Origin of the sequence: Bacillus daqingensis (genome assembly GCF_042654445.1) — a bacterium.
Taxonomy (GTDB): domain Bacteria; phylum Bacillota; class Bacilli; order Bacillales; family Salisediminibacteriaceae; genus Alkalicoccus; species Alkalicoccus luteus.
Genome location: NZ_JBHSGK010000021.1, coordinates 238,476 through 257,660, shown reverse-complemented (window position 1 = coordinate 257,660; position 19,185 = coordinate 238,476). Strand labels below are relative to the sequence as shown.

At 49.8% G+C, this 19,185-nt stretch carries 15 protein-coding genes, 1 other RNA gene and 1 other annotated feature; of the genes, 15 read left to right on the top strand and 1 reads right to left on the bottom strand.

What is annotated here, in order from left to right:
- Positions 1–53: 53 nt before the first annotated feature.
- The 9 genes from ACFO4L_RS16815 to ssrS all read left to right on the top strand — a co-directional run bounded on the left by ACFO4L_RS16815 (position 54) and on the right by ssrS (position 11,194).
- Positions 54–962, top strand: coding sequence for a cation diffusion facilitator family transporter (locus tag ACFO4L_RS16815; RefSeq protein ID WP_377910823.1), 909 nt, complete (start codon positions 54–56; stop codon positions 960–962).
- On the top strand, positions 959–1,276 hold the full coding sequence (locus ACFO4L_RS16810) for a LapA family protein (protein ID WP_377910822.1): 318 nt from the start codon (positions 959–961) through the stop codon (positions 1,274–1,276). The genes ACFO4L_RS16815 and ACFO4L_RS16810 overlap by 4 nt, the downstream gene beginning before the upstream one ends.
- Positions 1,277–1,599: 323 nt before the next feature.
- Positions 1,600–3,936 carry a single-stranded-DNA-specific exonuclease RecJ gene (recJ, locus tag ACFO4L_RS16805; RefSeq protein ID WP_377910821.1) on the top strand — a complete coding sequence of 779 codons (2,337 nt, stop codon included), beginning with the start codon at positions 1,600–1,602 and terminating at the stop codon, positions 3,934–3,936.
- A 13-nt stretch (positions 3,937–3,949) separates the two neighbouring features.
- Positions 3,950–4,462: an adenine phosphoribosyltransferase gene (locus ACFO4L_RS16800; RefSeq protein WP_377910820.1), complete on the top strand. Its 513-nt coding sequence runs from the start codon at positions 3,950–3,952 to the stop codon at positions 4,460–4,462.
- 181 nt (positions 4,463–4,643) lie between these two features.
- Entirely contained in the window at positions 4,644–6,839 is a 2,196-nt protein-coding gene (locus ACFO4L_RS16795) for a RelA/SpoT family protein (protein ID WP_377910956.1), read from the top strand.
- A 16-nt stretch (positions 6,840–6,855) separates the two neighbouring features.
- Positions 6,856–7,311: a D-aminoacyl-tRNA deacylase gene (gene dtd, locus ACFO4L_RS16790; protein ID WP_377910819.1), complete on the top strand. Its 456-nt coding sequence runs from the start codon at positions 6,856–6,858 to the stop codon at positions 7,309–7,311.
- Positions 7,312–7,350: 39 nt separating this feature from the next.
- Positions 7,351–7,573: a binding site (T-box leader), on the top strand.
- Between the two features lie 72 nt (positions 7,574–7,645).
- Complete coding sequence (hisS, locus tag ACFO4L_RS16785; protein ID WP_377910818.1) at positions 7,646–8,923, top strand: histidine--tRNA ligase; 1,278 nt, start codon at positions 7,646–7,648, stop codon at positions 8,921–8,923.
- Positions 8,924–8,928: 5 nt separating this feature from the next.
- On the top strand, positions 8,929–10,716 hold the full coding sequence (gene aspS, locus ACFO4L_RS16780) for an aspartate--tRNA ligase (protein WP_377910817.1): 1,788 nt from the start codon (positions 8,929–8,931) through the stop codon (positions 10,714–10,716).
- Positions 10,717–11,014: 298 nt separating this feature from the next.
- Positions 11,015–11,194, top strand: a non-coding RNA gene (ssrS, locus tag ACFO4L_RS16775) — 6S RNA.
- A 67-nt stretch (positions 11,195–11,261) separates the two neighbouring features.
- Here ssrS and ACFO4L_RS16770 read toward each other — a convergent pair.
- Positions 11,262–12,584, bottom strand: coding sequence for an AAA family ATPase (locus ACFO4L_RS16770; protein WP_377910816.1), 1,323 nt, complete (start codon positions 12,582–12,584; stop codon positions 11,262–11,264).
- Positions 12,585–12,726: 142 nt separating this feature from the next.
- Between ACFO4L_RS16770 and ACFO4L_RS16765 the strand changes: the two genes are divergently transcribed.
- The 6 genes from ACFO4L_RS16765 (at position 12,727) to recD2 (ending at position 19,183) form a co-directional block, all read left to right on the top strand.
- Entirely contained in the window at positions 12,727–13,374 is a 648-nt protein-coding gene (locus ACFO4L_RS16765; RefSeq protein ID WP_377910815.1) for a YczE/YyaS/YitT family protein, read from the top strand.
- A complete protein-coding gene (gene cymR / locus ACFO4L_RS16760; protein WP_377910814.1) occupies positions 13,358–13,777 on the top strand; it encodes a cysteine metabolism transcriptional regulator CymR in 420 nt (139 codons plus the stop codon). Before ACFO4L_RS16765 ends, cymR begins: the two co-directional genes overlap by 17 nt.
- 31 nt (positions 13,778–13,808) lie before the next feature.
- Complete coding sequence (locus ACFO4L_RS16755) at positions 13,809–14,954, top strand: cysteine desulfurase family protein (RefSeq protein WP_377910813.1); 1,146 nt, start codon at positions 13,809–13,811, stop codon at positions 14,952–14,954.
- A gap of 48 nt (positions 14,955–15,002) precedes the next feature.
- The gene (mnmA, locus tag ACFO4L_RS16750) at positions 15,003–16,106 is read left to right on the top strand and encodes a tRNA 2-thiouridine(34) synthase MnmA (protein ID WP_377910812.1); all 1,104 of its coding nucleotides are present in this window, start codon (positions 15,003–15,005) and stop codon (positions 16,104–16,106) included.
- A gap of 125 nt (positions 16,107–16,231) precedes the next feature.
- Positions 16,232–16,894 (top strand): tetratricopeptide repeat protein, encoded by a 663-nt coding sequence (locus tag ACFO4L_RS16745; protein ID WP_377910811.1) that lies wholly within the window; start codon positions 16,232–16,234, stop codon positions 16,892–16,894.
- Positions 16,895–16,906: 12 nt separating this feature from the next.
- Entirely contained in the window at positions 16,907–19,183 is a 2,277-nt protein-coding gene (recD2, locus tag ACFO4L_RS16740) for an SF1B family DNA helicase RecD2 (protein WP_377910810.1), read from the top strand.
- The last annotated feature ends 2 nt before the right edge of the window (positions 19,184–19,185 follow it).

The window sequence follows — 19,185 nt, the reverse complement described above, 5'->3', positions numbered from 1 at the left end:
CCGCCCCCGGAACTGTATCCGGGGGTATCGTCGCTTGAACAGGAGGAACTGGCATGCTGGATGACGGAGACGTTCGCTATAAAAAAGTGCAGCTTGGAGCTTGGATCGGTATCGCTGGAAATGCTGTGTTAGCAACTGTAAAAGGAATTGTCGGCACAGTAGCAGACAGCAGGGCCCTCACAGCAGATGCACTCCACTCCGCCGCTGATGTCGTCAGCTCGATCGCGGTGCTGATCGGGGTCAGGGCCGCTCAGCAGCCGCCCGATGAAGATCATCCTTACGGTCACGGCAAGGCGGAAACGGTCACTGCTATTATCGTTTCTGTCCTGCTCTTTGTCGTCGGAATAGAAGTAGCTTTCAGTGCAGGTCAGGCTTTCTTTCAGGAAGTGCCCGTTCCGGGTCAGGCTGCTGTTTATGCAGCGTTGTTTTCCATTGTTGTGAAAGAGGCGATGTTTCAATATAAAGTAAGATTGGGTAAAAAGTATAAAAGCGATGCTTTAATCACAGACGCCTGGCATCACCGCAGCGATGTTCTGTCGTCTTTGGCTGTGTTAATCGGTGCCGGGGCAGCAGTATTTGGGTCTGCGGCCGGTATTGAAGCAGCGGTTTATGCAGATCCGGCAGCTACCATTGTCGTCGCGCTGCTAATCATGAAAATGGGATGGAGTCTTGGTTCTGAAGCGATACACCAGTCAATGGATCATGTGCTTCATGATGAAGATACAGTCTGGATGTATGAAGCAGCTGCCTCTGTTGAAGGCGTTGTCAACGTGGATGAACTGCTGGCGAGAGAGCACGGTTACTATGTGATTATTGATATTAAAGTTTCTGTCGATCCTTACATCACGGTCGAAGCTGGTCACGCGATCGGCAAGCAGGTCAAACGCAAGCTGATTGAAGCGGGGTATGTTCACGATGTCCGTGTACATATTAATCCAAGCTCAGAGGAGGAAAAGCTATGAAAGGGCAATGGGGTTTAATTGCAGGACTGATTGTGATCCTGATCATTGCAATTTTCGCTGTTATTAACGTCGATCCTGTAGAAGTTAACTTTCTCTTTGGTCAGGGGGACTGGCCGCTCGTACTGGTTATTTTAGCGTCTGTTCTGATGGGGGCAGTGACTGCCGGCTTAGTCGGCATGTATAAGATTTACCAGCTGCAACAGGAAATAAAGCAGCTGAAGCAGGAGCGGGAAGCGTCCGATAAAGACAATCAAAAGCGCAGAAAAGACCGGAAAAAGAATGATCCGCCTCCAGCACCTGAGGCAGGTAAATAAGGCGCATCTCTTCGCACACATCGAGTAACCTTATGTTAAATTCAGATAAAGCCGCTTCGACCGGATGTCGAAGCGGCTTTTCATTGTTAATTAGGTGATGCTGTTGCAGCGATCCCCCCTGGATCCGCATTGCACTTGAATCAAAAACAGGCAAACTCTGATCGGGGGTGCTTAACCTGCCAAAAAGCCGGACTGAAAAATGGAGCTTCGTAAACATCCATCGTATTACCTGTTCAGAAGCAGGAGGCGTCAATCCGGGACTCTTGACAGGTTTGTTTCCAACCGGCAGCTTATGTATAATGTACAAGTCAGGGGGAATACAGATGCTTCATTCATCATCCAAATGGATAATTACGAATCCCGCAGACGGACCGGTCCAGGACGTTCAGCAGCGAACAGGACTAACCTCTATAGCCGCTAAATTTCTAGTGCAGCGGGGTTTTGAAACAGATGAACAAATTCAGCTGTTTTTAAAAGGTACAACGGAACAACTGCATGATCCATTTCTTATGAAAGATATGGAAAAAGCAGTAAACCGCATACATAAAGCGATCATGGATAAGGAACGCATTCTTGTTTTTGGAGATTATGATGCTGATGGCGTTACCAGCACGTCTCTTTTATATACAGCATTGACGCTCGCTGGAGCCGAGGCAGCCTGGTATGTCCCAAACCGGTTTACTGAAGGCTACGGCCCGAACGAACCTGCGTTTAAACAAGCTGCCGAAGAAGGTGTCACCTTGATTATCACAGTTGATACCGGCATTTCTGGTGTGAAGGAAGCTGATGCTGCTAAAAAGCTGGGTGTCGACTTAATCATTACAGACCATCACGAGCCGCCGCCGGCACTGCCTGATGGCTTTGCTGTCATCAATCCTAAGCAGGAAGACTGCGGGTATCCATTTAAGGAGCTGGCCGGTGTCGGCGTCGCTTTTAAAGTAGCACAGGCCTTGCTCGGGCGGCTTCCAAACGAATTTTTTGATCTTGCAGCGGTCGGAACCATCGCCGATTTAGTGCCTTTAGAGGACGAGAACCGAATTCTGGCAGCCGAGGGACTGAAGGCTATGCAGGGGCGCCTCCGTCCCGGACTGGAAGCCTTGTTGAAGGCAGCCGGCACGAGCCGCGATGAGCTGGATGAAGAAACAGTTGGCTTTGTCATCGGACCTCGTCTGAATGCTGCAGGCAGGCTTGATTCCGCTGACCCTGCCGTAGAACTGCTTCTGACGCAGGATCCAAGCGAAGCAGAGGATACAGCTAGTATGATTGATGGGCTGAATCGGGAACGGCAGGAGCTTGTGAAAGAAATTGCTGCTGAAGCAGAGCAGAAAGTAGAAGAGCAAGGTGTTCCGCCCGTAATCATTGTTGCAGGAGAAGGATGGAATCCAGGAGTGATCGGGATTGTAGCCAGCCGGCTTGTCGAGCGGTTTTATCGTCCGACAATCGTGCTCAGCCTGCTTGAAGACGGAAAGACGGCAAAAGGTTCTGCGAGAAGCATCGAGGGCTTTGACATGTTTCAGTCTCTTTCTAAATTCCGGGATCTCCTGCCTCATTTTGGCGGACATCCGATGGCGGCTGGATTAACGATGGAGCGAAAGGATATCGACAGCTTACGCAGCGGCCTCATTCAAATTGCTGAAGAAACGTTAACAGCAGAAGATTATCTGAAGAAAATTCACGTCGATCTCGAAGTTTCTGTTGATGAAATCAGTGTAAAAACAATTCAGGATCTGGCTGCTATGGCTCCCTTCGGCATGGGGAATCCTGCGCCAAAAATCCTGATCCGACGTGCATTAGTGGAGCAGGCGAAGGTGATCGGTTCTACAAAAGATCATTTAAAGCTGACGCTTACGAACAGTGATCACAGCTCCTCGCTGGACGTGATCGCCTTTCGAATGGGAGCGGCAGAGAAGTCTATTTCGCCTCTGGCTGCACTTTCTGCTGTCGGCAAACTTTCCATCAATGAATGGAATGGACGCGTGAAACCGCAGATGATCGTAGAGGATATAAAGATTGATGAGTGGCAGCTGTTTGATCACCGGGGCAGCCGTCAGTATTTAACCAAGCAAACGGAGCCTCGCGTCCTCGTGCATTTCAGCGAATCGGCTCCTGCAGAAACGCCGGATACGTGGGAAACGGTCTGCTGTGCGAATCCGGAAGAAGCAGCTCCCGTTCTCGCAAAAGCGTCACATGTTACGCTGTATGATACTCCGGACTCCATGAAACAGCTGCGAACCGTTATGCAGCAGCTCACATCACTTGAGCAGCTTGATGTCGTGTTCCATGATGAGAATGATTACTTTTTTTCACCGGCTCCCTCGCGTGATCAATTTAAATGGTATTACGCATTTCTTCAAAAACGCGGATCATTTGATATGAATCAGCACTTGAAAAAGCTCGCCGTTCACAAGGGTTGGAGCGAATCAATGATTTCTTTCATGTCAAACGTGTTTTTTGAGCTCGGATTTGTTAAAATAAACGATGGTGTTATTTCTGTTAACGACCGTCCTGAGAAACGGGATTTGTCGGAATCAGAGCTTTACACTTCCAGACTGGAAAAAACAAATATTCAGCAGGAGCTTTGCTACTCAACGTACCGCTCCCTGAAAAAACAGCTGGATCAGATGACGAATACGGCAAGTGTGGAGACGCACAGCCGTTAGGAGGAAAAAACGAATGGATTTTAAGCAGTACGTAACAGTAGTAGAAGATTTTCCAAAAGAAGGTATCCGCTTTAAGGATATTACGACGCTGATGGAAAATGGAGAAGCATATAAAAAAGCAATTGAAGCGATGACAGAGTTCGCATACGGCCGGGACATTGATGTTATCGTCGGTCCAGAAGCACGCGGATTTGTAGTCGGATGTCCGATTGCCGTAGCACTTGGCAAAGGCTTTGTGCCAGTTCGTAAGGCAGGTAAACTGCCTCGGGAAGTGCTGGAAGTCGATTATGGACTTGAATATGGTAAAGATTCCCTTAATATTCATAAAGGGTCCATTAAGCCGGGTCAGCGTGTTCTGATTACAGATGATCTGCTTGCAACCGGAGGCACCATCGAAGCAACCATCAAAATGGTTGAAAAAATGGGCGGCGTTGTGGCGGGGATCGCCTTCATGATCGAGCTGAGCTATCTTGACGGGGCTGACCGTCTGAAAGAGTACGACGTATTTACGCTCATGACATATTAATGAGCATTCGAGCGGCAGGTTCTTTTTTAACAGAACCTTGTCGCTTTCTTGTTACATAATCTCTATGCAGGACCGTATAAATGCGGGCCGATATAGTATATAATCGAGTTAATTCGACAAACCGGTATATGCCGGAGTGACGCCGCTCCCAGCAGGAACTTCCCGGAAATCTCTAAAGAAAATGCAGGGTGATTCCATGACCAGTGAACAAGTACTTGAAAAAGCTGCAGAATATTTATCCGCAGACGATACAGCGTTTCTGCGGGAGGCCTATGAACTGGCAAGGTATGCCCACCGGGAACAGTACAGACGTTCGGGTGAGCCGTATATCTGGCATCCCGTTCAGGTAGCGGGCATACTTGTCGATCTCGGGATGGACCCGGATACAGTAGCGGCGGCTTTTCTGCATGACGTCGTTGAAGACACGGATATCGGTCTGGAAGAAATCGAGCAGAAGTTTGGTGAGCAGGTTGCCATGCTCGTCGACGGGGTGACGAAGCTCGGGAAGATTAAATATAAGTCCAAGGAAGAGCAGCAGGCGGAAAATCACAGGAAAATGTTCGTTGCGATGGCTAAGGACATCCGTGTGATTCTCATTAAGCTTGCTGACCGGCTTCATAATATGCGGACTCTCAAGCATCTGCCTCCGGAAAAACAGCGGAGAATCTCAAACGAAACACTGGAGATTTTTGCGCCGCTTGCCCACCGCCTCGGTATATCCAAGATTAAATGGGAGCTGGAGGATACGTCGCTCCGCTATCTGAATCCGCAGCAGTACTACCGGATCGTGAACTTAATGAAAAAGAAGCGCGTGGAGCGTGAGAGCTACATTGAAGAGGTGCAGGAGCTGTTAAAGGACCGGCTTGCAGGCATGCAGATCGAAGCGGATATTCATGGTCGTGCCAAGCATATTTACAGCATTTACCGTAAAATGGTGCTGCAGAACAAGCAGTTTAACGAAATTTACGATCTGCTCGCCATTCGGATCGTGGTAAAAAGCATTAAAGACTGCTATGCCGTGCTGGGGACTATCCATACACAGTGGAAGCCGATGCCGGGGCGGTTTAAAGACTATATTGCGATGCCAAAAGCAAACATGTATCAGTCGCTTCATACGACGGTTATCGGACCCAAAGGTGATCCTTTGGAAGTTCAAATCCGTTCAGAGGACATGCATAAAGTAGCTGAATTCGGTGTAGCGGCTCACTGGGCTTATAAAGAAGGCAAAACAGTGGATGACGCTGAATCGCTGGAAACAAAAATGTCCTGGTTCCGGGAAATTCTCGAATGGCAGAACAACACGAGTGATGCGCAGGAATTCATGGAATCACTGAAGATTGATTTATTTTCCGACATGGTTTTCGTATTCTCACCAAAAGGCGACGTGATGGAGCTTCCGAAAGGCTCGGTTCCGCTCGACTTTGCCTACCGGATCCACACCGAAGTTGGCAACCGCTGTATAGGAGCTAAGGTGAATGGGAAGATGGTTCCCCTTGATCACCAGCTCAAAACGGGGGATATCGTCGAAATTTTAACCTCCAAACACTCATACGGCCCGAGTCAGGACTGGCTGAAAATCACGCAGAGCTCGCATGCGAAAAACAAGATCAGGCAGTGGTTTAAAAAGGAAAAGCGCGATGAGAATGTTGAAAAAGGGCGAGACCTCATTGAAAAAGAGATTGAGAAAAAAGGCTTTACGACAAAGCAGGTGCTTACGACAGACAATTTGTCCAGAGTGATGGATAAATTCAGCTTTACGACAGAAGAGGATATGTATGCTGCTGTCGGCTACCACGGCATTACAGCGGCCCAGGTCGTTACACGCCTGACGGATACGCTCCGGCAGGAGGAAGCCGCGGCAGAAGGCAAAACGCTTACCGAAGCCGTCGGCGATTTAAAGCCTAATCAGCGAGCTGTTCAGAAAAAGGATAAGACCGGGGTAAAGGTAAAAGGAATCGACAATTTGATGATCCGTCTTTCCCGATGCTGTAATCCCGTCCCAGGTGACGAGATCGTCGGCTATATAACAAAAGGGCGCGGCGTCTCCATTCACCGTGCAGATTGCCCGAATATTCAGCAGGAAGAAGATGCGAGGCTCTTGGAAGTGGATTGGGAGCAACAGCCGAATCAGTCTAAAAATTATGATGTGGATATTGAAATTTCTGGCTATGACCGTCGGTCCCTCTTAAACGATGTACTTCAGGCAGTAGCAGAAACAAAGACAAATATTCACGCTGTGACGGGAAAAGCAGATAAAAACAAGATGGCAAGAATAGATATGACGGTATCGATTCAGCATACGGCTCACCTGCAAAAAGTGGTGGATCGCATTAAACAGATTCCGGACATCTATACGGTACGCCGCGTGATGCATTGATTGGAGGATTTCGCACATGAAAGTGATCGTTCAGCGCGCAAAAGATGCGTCTGTGACAGCAGATGGAGAGCTCAATGGCCAAATTGACCACGGGCTCATGCTGCTCGTCGGTGTAACACACTCAGACGAAGAAAAAGATGTAGTCTATACGGCTGATAAGATTGCCGGGCTGCGTATTTTTGAAGACAGCGCCGGCAAAATGAATCTGTCTGTCGGTGATACCGGCGGCAGCATCCTTTCCGTTTCACAGTTTACGCTCTATGGAGACGTCCGAAAAGGACGAAGGCCGAACTTCATGCAGGCTGCGCCGCCGGCAGAAGCAGAGCAGCTTTTTCATGCGTTCAATGAACGGCTCCGCTCGGTTCATGGCCTCCACGTTGAAACCGGAGTATTCGGTGCAATGATGGACGTGCAGTTTACTAACGATGGACCGGTTACACTCATCGTCGACAGCATGGAGAAAGGAACTTGACATTACTCCGTGTAATTCGTATGATAAAAAAACATGATGAAAACACCAGTGATGAAGAAAAGTAGCGGGAGCACACCGTGCTTCAGAGAAGTTGTACCCTGGGCTGCAAGTACAGCTGCCGGTGCCCGTGAACGAACACTTCGTAGGTGTTCTGCTGAATGACCAGTAGGCAGAAACGTTTCCGGGCGTTAACCGGTTTGAGTGGAAGCAGTATGCTTCAACTAGGGTGGTACCACGGGCTGTTTAGGCTCCCGTCCCTGACTATGTCAGAGACGGGGGTCTTTTTGTATGCCCGCAGAATAATAGATAAACGCAGATGAATGGAGGATTCAGCATGGCTTTTCAAATACCTCGGGGAACGCAGGATATTCTCCCCGGTGAAGCGGAAAAATGGCAGTTGATCGAAGCGAAAGCTCGTGACATCTGCCGCCGGTATAATTACAAGGAAATCCGGACGCCTATTTTTGAGCAGACGGAGCTGTTTGCAAGAGGGGTCGGGGATACGACGGATATCGTCCAAAAAGAAATGTACGAATTTAAAGACCGCGGCGGCAGAAGTTTAACGCTTCGGCCAGAGGGAACTGCTCCGGTCGTACGGTCCTATGTGGCTGAAAAAATGCACGGTTGGGTAGAACAGCCTGTAAAGCTTTACTACACCGGTCCAATGTTCCGTTATGAGCGGCCGCAATCCGGACGTATGAGGCAGTTTGTGCAATTTGGAGTCGAGGCGCTTGGCAGCGCCGATCCTGCTGTCGATGCAGAGGTGATGGCGCTCGCGATGGATATTTACAAAGAGCTTGGCTTAAAGCAGGTTCGCCTTGTGGTGAACAGTCTCGGGGATACAGCAAGCAGAAATGCTCACCGGGAAGCATTGACTGCACATTTTGCTACCCATATTGAGGAGTTTTGTGAGGATTGTCAAACGCGGCTTCACAAAAACCCGCTGCGGATTCTCGACTGCAAGAAAGACCGGGATCACGAGCTGATTTCGACAGCTCCTTCCATACTCGATTACTTGAATGATGAATCAATCGCATATTTTGATGACGTGAAACGATACCTGGACGATATGGGCCTCGATTACACGGTGGATTCATCACTCGTGAGAGGGTTGGATTACTACAACAACACAGCGTTTGAAATTATGCTGGACGGAGAAGGATTTGGCGCGATCACAACGCTCGCAGGCGGCGGGCGGTACAATGGCTTAGTCGAAGACATTGGCGGACCGGAAACGCCGGGAATTGGATTTGCCATGAGCTTTGAGCGACTTCTTATGGCTCTGGAAGTTCAGGGTATCCAACTAACGGATGAGGCGCCGCTTGACGCGTATATCACGGCTATCGGCGACGAGGCTAAAGCCGTTGTGCCTAAACTCCTGCACGGATTACGGGCGGCTGGCGTGGCGGCAGATACCGACTATACAGGTAAAAAAATGAAGGCTCAAATGAAGGCGGCGAACCGGCAGGGAGCGAAGGTAGTGCTTCTAATCGGCGATGAGGAACTAAAAGACAATCAGGTCACGTTGAAAGATATGGAAACCGGAGATCAGCAGCTGGTCCGTCTCGAAGAGGCACCAGCAAAAACGTTAGCATGGCTGAAAGGGGAATAAGCGTAATGGGACAACGAACACACGTATGCGGAGAATTGTCTGAAGCATTAACAGGAAGCAGCGTCGTGCTGCAAGGATGGGTGAAAAAACGCCGTGATCTCGGGCAAGTGATCTTCATTGATCTACGCGACCGCAGCGGACAAGTTCAAATTGTGTTTAATGGAGAAGAGAATCCGGAGGCACTCAAGACGGCAGAAGATGTCAGAAGCGAGTATGTGATCGAAGTCGAAGGAACCGTCATGGAACGGGACGAAGCAAATGTGAACCCGAAAATAGCGACGGGCCGGATTGAGGTCATGATTACAGCTATTCGCGTATTAAACGCAGCGAAAGGGCTTCCTTTCGTCGTAGAGGATACGGCCGAACTGAATGAGGATGTGAGGTTGAAATACCGCTATTTGGATCTTCGGCGTCCTGCCATGCAAGAAACGATGAAGCTGAGAAGCAGAACGACAAAGCTGATTCGTGACTTTCTCGACGAACAAAGCTTTATGGAAATGGAGACACCGATGCTTACGAAAAGCACACCGGAAGGAGCCCGTGATTATCTGGTTCCGTCCCGTGTACACCATGGTGAATTTTATGCGCTGCCACAGTCTCCACAGCTGTTTAAACAGCTGCTGATGGTCTCCGGATTTGAGCGGTATTTCCAAATAGCACGCTGCTTCCGTGATGAAGATCTTCGTGCAGACCGCCAGCCGGAATTCACGCAGGTGGATATTGAAGCGTCCTTCATGCCAAAGGAAGAGCTGCTTGCAATGACAGAGAACATGATGCAAAAGCTCGTAAAAGACCTGAGAGGTGCAGAGGTCGAAGCTCCGTTTAAGCGGCTGACCTATCAGGAAGCGATGAACCGGTTCGGCTCGGATAAACCGGATACCCGTTTTGGCATGGAGCTCCAGGATGTCTCCGCCATCGTTCAGGATACAAGCTTTAAGGTGTTTTCAGGAGCGGTTGCCTCCGGCGGAGCGGTCAAAGGGATCTGTGTAAAAGCGGAAGCGCCTAACTACTCCCGAAAAGATCTCGATGAACTAAGTTCGTTTGCGGCCATTTACGGAGCTAAAGGGCTCGCTTGGCTGAAGGTGGACGAAACCGGGGAACTGAAAGGGCCGATCGCAAAGTTCTTCGATGCAGACAAAGCACAGGCGTTAAAAGAGTCATTCCAAGCTGAACCACAGGACATTCTGCTGTTTGCAGCTGATAAACTGCAGGTCGTGTGGGATGTACTCGGCGCGCTGCGTGTGAAATTCGCTAAAGACTTAGAGCTTGTGGAACCAGGCACGTTTGATTTCCTTTGGGTAACGGAATTCCCGCTGCTCTCCTACGATGAAGAGGAGGACCGCTACGCAGCGGAGCATCATCCGTTTACACGGCCAGTAAAAGAAGATGAGCATCTGCTGACCGAATCGCCCGAGAAAGTGCGGGCAGAAGCGTATGACCTGGTCTTGAACGGATACGAACTCGGAGGAGGCTCGCAGCGTATTTATGAGCGTGGACTTCAGGAAGACATGTTCGCGGCGCTCGGATTCTCAAAGGAAGAAGCGTATGAGCAATTTGGGTTCCTGCTGGACGCGTTTGAGTATGGAACGCCTCCGCACGGCGGTATTGCACTTGGACTTGACAGGCTGGTCATGATTCTTGCAGACCGGAACAATCTCCGGGATACAATTGCATTTCCGAAAACAGCGAGTGCAGGCTGCCTGTTGACCAATGCTCCATCATCAGTGGATCAAGCCAAACTGGATGAGCTGCATCTTTCTGTTAAAGAAAAACAGTCAAGCGAATCATCGTAAGCCAACTATAGGCCTGATACGGAGAAGAATGGAAAGCGACGAGCCGGCAGCCGAACGACTGCCGGCTTTTCTAATCCGCTGTCAAGTGTTCCTGTTCGTAAAGTTGTATCCGATGAATCAAGCATAGCCATTCGGATGTAACCGGTCCGAACAACCGTATGCATGTTATCGATGCTGCCGGAATCTGTCAGGACCGTCAGCATTTTGTGAAATAAATTGACAGAATTTTTCGTCTTATAGCTTGCATTTTCCATTTACGTGCGCTATGATAAAACCGTACTCAACGTTAGCAACTATAAGAGTCCTGAGATGTACGCGTAAAAAGACGGTTTTGAGCCAACATTTTTACATTGGGAGCCTGAGGGTTCCGCCGGAATGGGCAAGCCCGCAACGTCGGGACGTCCGGCCCTGTGGACAGGGCACCCACCTGCCAGGGCAGGTTCAAAGCGAGTTACAGCTGCGGCATAATGGGGCTCTTATGTTTTAACAAAAAAGCTGATTTACTAAGGTTTGTGTGCCTTTAGTAAATCAGCTTTTTCTTGTGCTCAGCTTTTTTTCCGAGCATCAAAATAGTCGAGCCGCTTTTGAACGGTCTTTTCATAGCCGTTAATGGAAGGCGTATAAAATCGGCGGTTGAGCATGTGGTCGGGCAGGTATTGCTGCACGACGTAGTGATGCTCATAGTGGTGCGGATACAAATAGCCTTCTCCATGTCCGAGCCGGGCGGCTCCTTTGTAATGAGCATCTCGTAAATGCAGCGGAACATCGCCAGTTTTCTCTTTCTCAACAGCTTTCAGCGCCTCGTCAATGCCTGTAATAACAGCATTGCTTTTAGGGGCAGTGGCCAGATAAAGCGCCGCTTCTGCCAATGGAATCCGAGCTTCAGGCATTCCGATAAACTCCACCGCCTGAAAGGCTGCTTCTGCGATTAACAACGCGTTGGGATCGGCCAAACCGATATCCTCTGCCGCGTGCACGTAAAGTCGTCTTGCGATGAATCGGGGATCTTCACCTGCATAAATCATTTTAGCAAGCCAGTAAAGGGTGGCATCGGGGTCCGATCCGCGAATGCTTTTGATAAAGGCGGAAACCGTGTCATAGTGGTTATCGCCTTTTTTATCGTACTGAACCGTTCGTTTTTGAATTGATTCTTCAGCAGCTTCTAAATTAATCACGATGGCGCCGGTGTCATCCGGATTTGTCGTCAATACGGCAAGCTCCAGTGCGTTTAACGCAGTCCTTGCATCTCCCTGCGCTGTCTGAATCAGGTGGTCCATTGCCTCATCCTTTACGTAGATCTCATAGGAACCAAAGCCCCGTTCCTTATCTGCCAGAGCTTCTTCGAGTACTTGCTTAACTGCTTGGTCTGACAGCCTTTCCAAACGGAAAAGTCTGGATCGCGACAGGAGAGCATCATTGACTTCGAACATCGGGTTTTCCGTAGTGGCACCAATAAGGATGACCGTTCCGTCTTCTACATGAGGAAGGAGAGCATCCTGCTGACTTTTATTAAAACGGTGGATCTCATCGATAAACAGTACCGTCTGCCGTTCATCAAAGGTTAGACGGTCTTTTGCGGCAGCGGTAACTTCTTTAATATCTTTCACACCGGCAGTAACGGCATTCAGTTGTATAAATGCAGCCGATGTTGTATTCGCAATGACACGCGCCATCGTCGTTTTACCAGTGCCGGGAGGGCCGTGGAAAATCATAGCCGACAGCCTGTCTGCTTCCACCGCCCGGCGAAGAAGCCTGCCTTCTCCAATGATATGCTCCTGGCCGCGTATTTCATCCAGTGTGGCGGGCCTCATTCTGGAAGCAAGCGGTCCTTTCGGCGATCGGCCGGCCTGCTGAATAAAAAGATCCATGTTCATCCCTCTTTTCCGCACTCAAAGGTGCAGTCTCATTGCAATTCTATCGAAACACAGATAAAATGCAAATGGCGTCATATAAAGGTTTTTTGATTCATGCTATAATAGACTGCAGAATCAGGGGAAGAAGGAGATACAATTGAGAAATCGTCCGCTGGCTGACAGCTCCTTTTTCCGATGGAGCGTTTTTACGGCAGGCCTTATTGTGATGAGCTTCGGAATCGCGCTGATGATTCGAGCGGAGCTGGGAAGCGCTCCTTGGGATGTGCTTCATATCGGTTTGATGAATCAGTTCGGGCTGACCGTCGGAACGTGGACCATCATCATGGGCTTCTTGCTGCTGGCTGCAGCCTCTGTGATGTTGAAAGAGCTGCCAAAAGCCGGAGCTTACGCAAATATGCTGCTTGTCGGGATATTTGTCGATATCTTTTTGTTTTTGCTCGGAACACCTGCTATGTTCGGGGCTCAGCTGATCATGCTCGCAGCTGGAATTGTGATTATGGGATTTGGAATCGGACTCTATATTTCTCCGCAGTGCGGAGCCGGGCCCAGGGACAGCGTGATGCTTGCGCTCTCTGAAAAAACCGGGGCGTCGGTTGCACGAGTCCGTATTTATATGGAAGTAATCGTTCTTATTGCCGGCTGGATGCTCGGTGGTCCAGTGTTTGTCGGGACAATCTTGTTCAGTCTGACGATCGGCCACATCACCGGCTTCTCATTAAATTATTGCGCAAAATGGATGAACAGACTGAGGGAAAGAGGGATGACTGTTGAAAATATCAACTAAAGGACGCTATGGACTTACTATAATGATTGCACTCGCAAAAAAACATGGTGAAGGGCCAATTTCACTCAAGTCGATTGCCAAAGAGCATTCACTTTCCGAGCATTATCTGGAGCAGCTGATTGCACCGCTCCGAAATGCCATGCTCGTAAAAAGTGTACGCGGTGCTTACGGCGGCTACATGCTCGCAAAAGATCCGGAAACAATTACGGCAGGAGATATTATCCGCGTTTTGGAAGGACCGATAACTCCTGTTGAAATCATCGATGATGAAGAGCCGGCAAAGCGGGATTTATGGATTAAAATCAGAGATGCCGTAAAAGACGTGCTTGATTCAACGACGCTTGATGACCTGGCGAATTTTAAAGATGAAGGAAGCCAGGATAACTACATGTTTTATATTTAGTGTAAGTAACGGATAGAAAGGAAGAAATAGAATGGAACGGATCTACCTGGATCATGCTGCTACGACACCGGTCCACCCGAAAGCAGCTGAGGCGATGATGCCGTATTTCACCAGCGTTTACGGAAACCCGTCGAGCACACACCATTTCGGCCGCGAATCTAAAGCAGCGCTGCAGCAGTCGAGAAAGGTGCTTGCGGAAGCTGTTGGAGCTTCTGCAGATGAAATCGTGCTCACGGCCGGCGGTACAGAAGCTGACAATCTGGCGATTATGGGGTATGCAAGACGGCATCAGCATCTCGGCAGGCACCTCATTACTGCTGTAACTGAGCATCACGGTGTCTTGCACGCCTGCGGCGCTCTCGAAAAAGAGGGCTTCCGCGTAACGTATCTTGATGTCGACAGCGAAGGCCGTATCAGCCTCGAGGAGCTGAAGCAGGCACTAACCGACGAAACCATACTCGTAAGCCTCATGACAGCGAATAACGAAACAGGGGTGCTGCAGCCGGTGCAGGAAGCGGCGGCGCTTCTAAAGGAGCATCAGACTGTCTTTCACACAGATGCAGTTCAGGCTCTTGGAAAGCGGAGGCTGAACGTTACCGAGCTTGGGATTGATATGCTGGCTGCCTCTGCGCATAAATTCAACGGCCCAAACGGCACCGGCTTTCTTTATGTGCGCAAAGGTATTCAGCTCGATCCGCTGCTTTACGGCGGATCACAGGAACGAAAGCGCAGGGCAGGGACAGAGAGCACGGCGCTAGCAGCAGGAATGGCGGAAGCGCTTCGCCTCGCGCTTGAAAATATGGAGCAGAAACAGCTTGAACAAGAACGGTTCCGGCATCTGCTGCTAACGCATCTCGAGCAGGGAGGCGTGGAGTTTGTCGTAAACGGGCACCGTCATGAACGTCTGTCAAATGTACTGAATATAAGCTTTCCCGGCGCTAACGTGGAGCAGCTGCTGATGAATCTGGATTTGGAAGGCATTGCAGTTTCCAGCGGGTCTGCCTGTACAGCGGGATCCATTGAAGCATCGCACGTGTTGACAGCGATGCACGGAGACTCAGAACGAGGGCGCTCGGCTGTCCGGTTCAGTTTCGGACTCGGAACGACAGAGGCACACATGGAGCAAACAGCAGCGGCCCTTTTACGGGTTCTCCAGCGAATGAAGGTGCTCCATTAATAAAGAGCTGGCATGAAGCCAGCGGATTCAAAAAAGGAGGTGTCTGTTTTGGCAGACAACACAGGGATCAGAGTAGTTGTCGGAATGTCGGGCGGCGTTGACTCCTCGGTTACGGCCCACCTTCTGAAAGAAGAGGGCTATGATGTCGTTGGCATTTTCATGAAAAATTGGGACGACAGTGATGACAGCGGATTTTGTTCCGCTACGGAAGATTACGAGGACGTGGCAGCGGTAGCCGATCAGCTCGGAATACCGTATTATACCGTGAACTTTGAGAAGGAATACTGGGATAACGTTTTTACGTATTTCCTGGACGAGTATAAAGCAGGCCGAACGCCAAATCCGGACGTGATGTGCAATAAAGAAATTAAATTTAAAGCGTTTCTGGATCATGCAATGGCTCTCGGAGCAGACTACGTTGCGACCGGCCACTATGCGCGTAAGACAGTGGAAAACGGTGAAGTGAAGCTTCTTAAAGGAGTAGACACGAATAAAGATCAAACCTATTTCCTCAACGCGCTGAGCCAGGAGCAGCTGAGCAGAGTGATGTTCCCGCTCGGACATCTTCCAAAGCCGGAAGTCCGCGAGATCGCGAGCAGCGCAGGGCTTGCGACTGCAGCTAAAAAAGACAGCACCGGCATCTGTTTCATTGGAGAGCGCAACTTCAAAGAGTTTTTGATGCAGTTTCTGCCGGCTAAAAGCGGAAAGATGGAAACGCCGGATGGAGAAGAAAAAGGGACTCATGAAGGACTCATGTATTATACGCTCGGACAGCGACAGGGACTCGGGATCGGCGGTGCAGGTGAACCATGGTTTGTCGTCGATAAAGATTTAGACCGCAATGTGCTGATTGTCGGTCAGGGCTATCATCACCCTCTGCTTTATTCCGAAGGTTTACAAGCAGCACACGTGAACTGGATTTCCGGAGCTGCACCGGCAGCGGAATTCAGCTGTACGGCTAAATTCCGCTACCGGCAGGAGGACAAGCCGGTTACCGTCACCGTGAACGCAGATGGATCAGCGGATGTGACATTTGAGGAGCCGGAACGAGCAGTGACACCAGGCCAGTATGTCGTTTTCTACGACGGGGACGTCTGTCTTGGCGGGGGTACGATCGATCAGGTGTATAAAGCAGCTGCACTGTCTTCCTGACGGCGCAGGACCAGGTTCATGGCATGAGTCATGAACCTTTCTCCCTTTAACAGGTGCAGATGAAAACAGCAGCATCTGATTGCGGCACATTTGGAATGAGTGAGGACAGAAAGGCAGGTATTGGTATGGACAAAAACGCACAAGCAGTGCAGGAGATGCAGGATGGAAATATTGAAGAGGCAGCAAAGCTTCTGAATGAAGCGATTGAAGAAAATCCGGAAGATGACACGGCGTTTATTAACTTTGGTAATTTGCTCGCAGCGGTGAATGAAGAAGAGCGGGCAGCGATTTTCTATGAAAAGGCGATTGAACTGAACAACCAAGCAGGCACGGCTTATTACGGACTTGGAAACTTATATTACAACCAGGATAAGTTTCAGGATGCGATTCTTGTTTACCAGCAGGCTGTTCAAGCGGGATTGGAGCAGTCAGACGTTTATTACATGCTCGGAATGAGTCAGTTTCAGGCAGGAGAAGCACGAAGAGCGCTTGCTCCGCTCTCAAGAGCGTGTGAACTGAATCCGGCAGATGCAGAGGCCCGCTTTCAATATGGTCTGGCTTTGGCTCAGACAGAACAAGTAGAGCTGGCTGTTCCGGAATTCGAAGCTGTGCTTGCACTGGATCCGGAGCACGCCGATGCGCTGTTTAATCTGGGCGTCACATGGGCCTATCGCGGTGATGCAGAAAAAGCGCTGGAACAGTTTGAGAAGGCGCTGGATATTCAGCCGGAGCACGCGCTTGCAGAGAACGGCCGGAAGCAGATGCTGAAAATACTCGGCAACGAATAGGGAGGTCCGATGATGGAGGAAAAGGAGTTTGTGAAAGGAGAAATCTCTCACGTGATTTATCACCAGGAGGATTCTCTATATACGGTCGCAAAACTAAAAATCATCCAGTCCTCCGAAGAACTGTCAGAGAAAGAAACGGTCGTCGTCGGACTGATGGCAAAACCGGACCGGGAAACGGTCTATACGTTTTCCGGTTTCATGAAAGAGCATCCCCGTTTCGGGAAGCAGTTTGCTTTTGATACATATAAGAAAGAAATGCCGGATACGCACAATGGACTGATGCTGTACTTTTCCAGCGACCGGTTTCCGGGGATCGGCAAGAAGACAGCTTCTGCTATTGTCGAAGCGTTCGGGACGAAGGCGATATCCATCATTCTGGAGAAGCCGTCGAGACTGACTGAAATACCTAAACTCGACAGTGAAAAAGCCGATTTGATCTACAAGCAGCTTCAGGAGGATCAGGGAATAGAAGAAGTGCTGATGCGCCTGTACGAATATGGATTTGGACTGAAGCTGTCTGTCAAGATTTATCAAACCTATCAGACGGATGCCCTGCGCATTATCGAAGAAAATCCGTATCAGATGGTGGGGGATGTAGAAGGCGTCGGCTTTATTAAGGCAGATCAGCTCGGACAAAAGCAGGGTGTAACCGGCGACCATCCGGACCGGCTCAAAGCAGCCGTGCTGTTCATTCTGTACGAACAAAGCCTGAACGAAGGCCACGTATTCGTTCAACTCGAACAGGCGCTGGACGGTGCGCTGGAGCTGCTGACGCGAGGCAACGAGACTGTATCTCCTGAAAGTCTGGGGGATGTCACTGTAGAATTGCATGAAGAAGAAAAGGTCGTACTCGAGGAAGCCGACGGCCGCTTGTATATTCCCTCGTTATATTATGCCGAACAGGGAATAGCCACGAACCTGAACAGGTTGATGCGTCAGGAGAAGCCGGAGGAATTTCCGGATGCTGAGCTTGATAAGGCGCTAGGAAAAGTGGAGGATACTTACAGCATTACCTACGCCCCGTCACAAAAACTGGCAGTTGAAACGGCTGTCTCTGCATCGCTGATGATGCTAACCGGGGGTCCTGGTACAGGCAAAACCACTGTCATTAAAGGTGTTCTTGAAGTGTTTGCTGAGCTGCACGGGCTTTCGCTGAATCGGGATGATTATCGCGGAAAGAAAGAAGCATTCCCGTTTTTGCTTGCCGCCCCGACCGGGAGAGCTGCCAAGCGGATGACCGAATCAACCGGGCTGCAGGCGTCAACCATTCACCGCCTGCTCGGATATAAAGGCAGCGAAGAGGAAGGGTTTGACAAGGATGAGGAGAATCAGCTTGAAGGCAGGCTGTTAATTTTAGACGAGATGTCGATGGTCGACACGTGGCTTGCCAACCAGCTGTTTAAGGCTGTTCCTTCAGGCATGCAGGTGCTGATCGTAGGAGATGAAGACCAGCTTCCTTCTGTAGGACCGGGCCAGGTGATGACAGATCTGCTTGCCTCTGAGCTGATCCCGGTCGTGAGGCTTACGGATATTTACAGACAGTCTGAAGACTCGCATATCATTACGTTTTCACATGAGGTAAAAGCAGGGGTGCTCCCTGATGAGATCGATACGTCGAGCAGGGACCTGCGCTTTTTCCCCTGCCGGACGGAATCGGTGGAGGATGCAGTGAAAAAAATATGCAGCGGAGCAAAAGCAAAGGGGTACACTGCAAAGGATGTTCAGGTTCTGGCTCCGATGTATAAAGGCCCCGCTGGCATTACAAAGCTTAATACGATGCTGCAGGAGCTGTTTAATCCGAAGACCGGCAAAGTCCGTGAAGTACAGTACGGCGATATCGTCTACCGGAAGGGGGATGTCGTGCTCCAGCTGGTCAACAATCCGGAAGAAAATGTGTTCAATGGTGACCGCGGCGAAATCGTAGCCATTTTGACAGAAAAAGAAACGACGGATAAAAAGATGCAGCTTGTTATTTCATTTGATGGGACCGAGGTCACATACGGCAGATCAGAGCTCTCGCAGATTACCCATGCCTACTGCTGTTCGATTCATAAATCACAGGGCAGTGAATTTCCGATCGTCGTGATGCCGGTGGTCCGCAGCTACAGCAGAATGCTTCGCAGAAAGCTGATATACACAGGTATTACGAGAGCGAGAGAATTTTTGCTGCTGTGCGGGGAATGGGAGGCGCTGAACAGAGCGGTGCAAGCCGAGCAGGAGCTGCTTCGCTTTACATCGCTTCAAGAGCGGCTCGCTGAAGCCAAAAAAGAAAATTCGTTTGACAGCTGATA

What these genes read in the sequence shown, in the direction of transcription:
- ACFO4L_RS16815 (WP_377910823.1), top strand. Translation starts at nt 54, where the DNA reads ATGCTGGATGACGGAGACGTTCGCTATAAAAAAGTGCAGCTTGGAGCT.
- ACFO4L_RS16810 (WP_377910822.1), top strand. Translation starts at nt 959, where the DNA reads ATGAAAGGGCAATGGGGTTTAATTGCAGGACTGATTGTGATCCTGATC.
- recJ (WP_377910821.1), top strand. Translation starts at nt 1,600, where the DNA reads ATGCTTCATTCATCATCCAAATGGATAATTACGAATCCCGCAGACGGA.
- ACFO4L_RS16800 (WP_377910820.1), top strand. Translation starts at nt 3,950, where the DNA reads ATGGATTTTAAGCAGTACGTAACAGTAGTAGAAGATTTTCCAAAAGAA.
- ACFO4L_RS16795 (WP_377910956.1), top strand. Translation starts at nt 4,644, where the DNA reads ATGCAGGGTGATTCCATGACCAGTGAACAAGTACTTGAAAAAGCTGCA.
- dtd (WP_377910819.1), top strand. Translation starts at nt 6,856, where the DNA reads ATGAAAGTGATCGTTCAGCGCGCAAAAGATGCGTCTGTGACAGCAGAT.
- hisS (WP_377910818.1), top strand. Translation starts at nt 7,646, where the DNA reads ATGGCTTTTCAAATACCTCGGGGAACGCAGGATATTCTCCCCGGTGAA.
- aspS (WP_377910817.1), top strand. Translation starts at nt 8,929, where the DNA reads ATGGGACAACGAACACACGTATGCGGAGAATTGTCTGAAGCATTAACA.
- ACFO4L_RS16770 (WP_377910816.1), bottom strand. Translation starts at nt 12,584, where the DNA reads ATGGATCTTTTTATTCAGCAGGCCGGCCGATCGCCGAAAGGACCGCTT.
- ACFO4L_RS16755 (WP_377910813.1), top strand. Translation starts at nt 13,809, where the DNA reads ATGGAACGGATCTACCTGGATCATGCTGCTACGACACCGGTCCACCCG.
- ACFO4L_RS16745 (WP_377910811.1), top strand. Translation starts at nt 16,232, where the DNA reads ATGGACAAAAACGCACAAGCAGTGCAGGAGATGCAGGATGGAAATATT.
- recD2 (WP_377910810.1), top strand. Translation starts at nt 16,907, where the DNA reads ATGGAGGAAAAGGAGTTTGTGAAAGGAGAAATCTCTCACGTGATTTAT.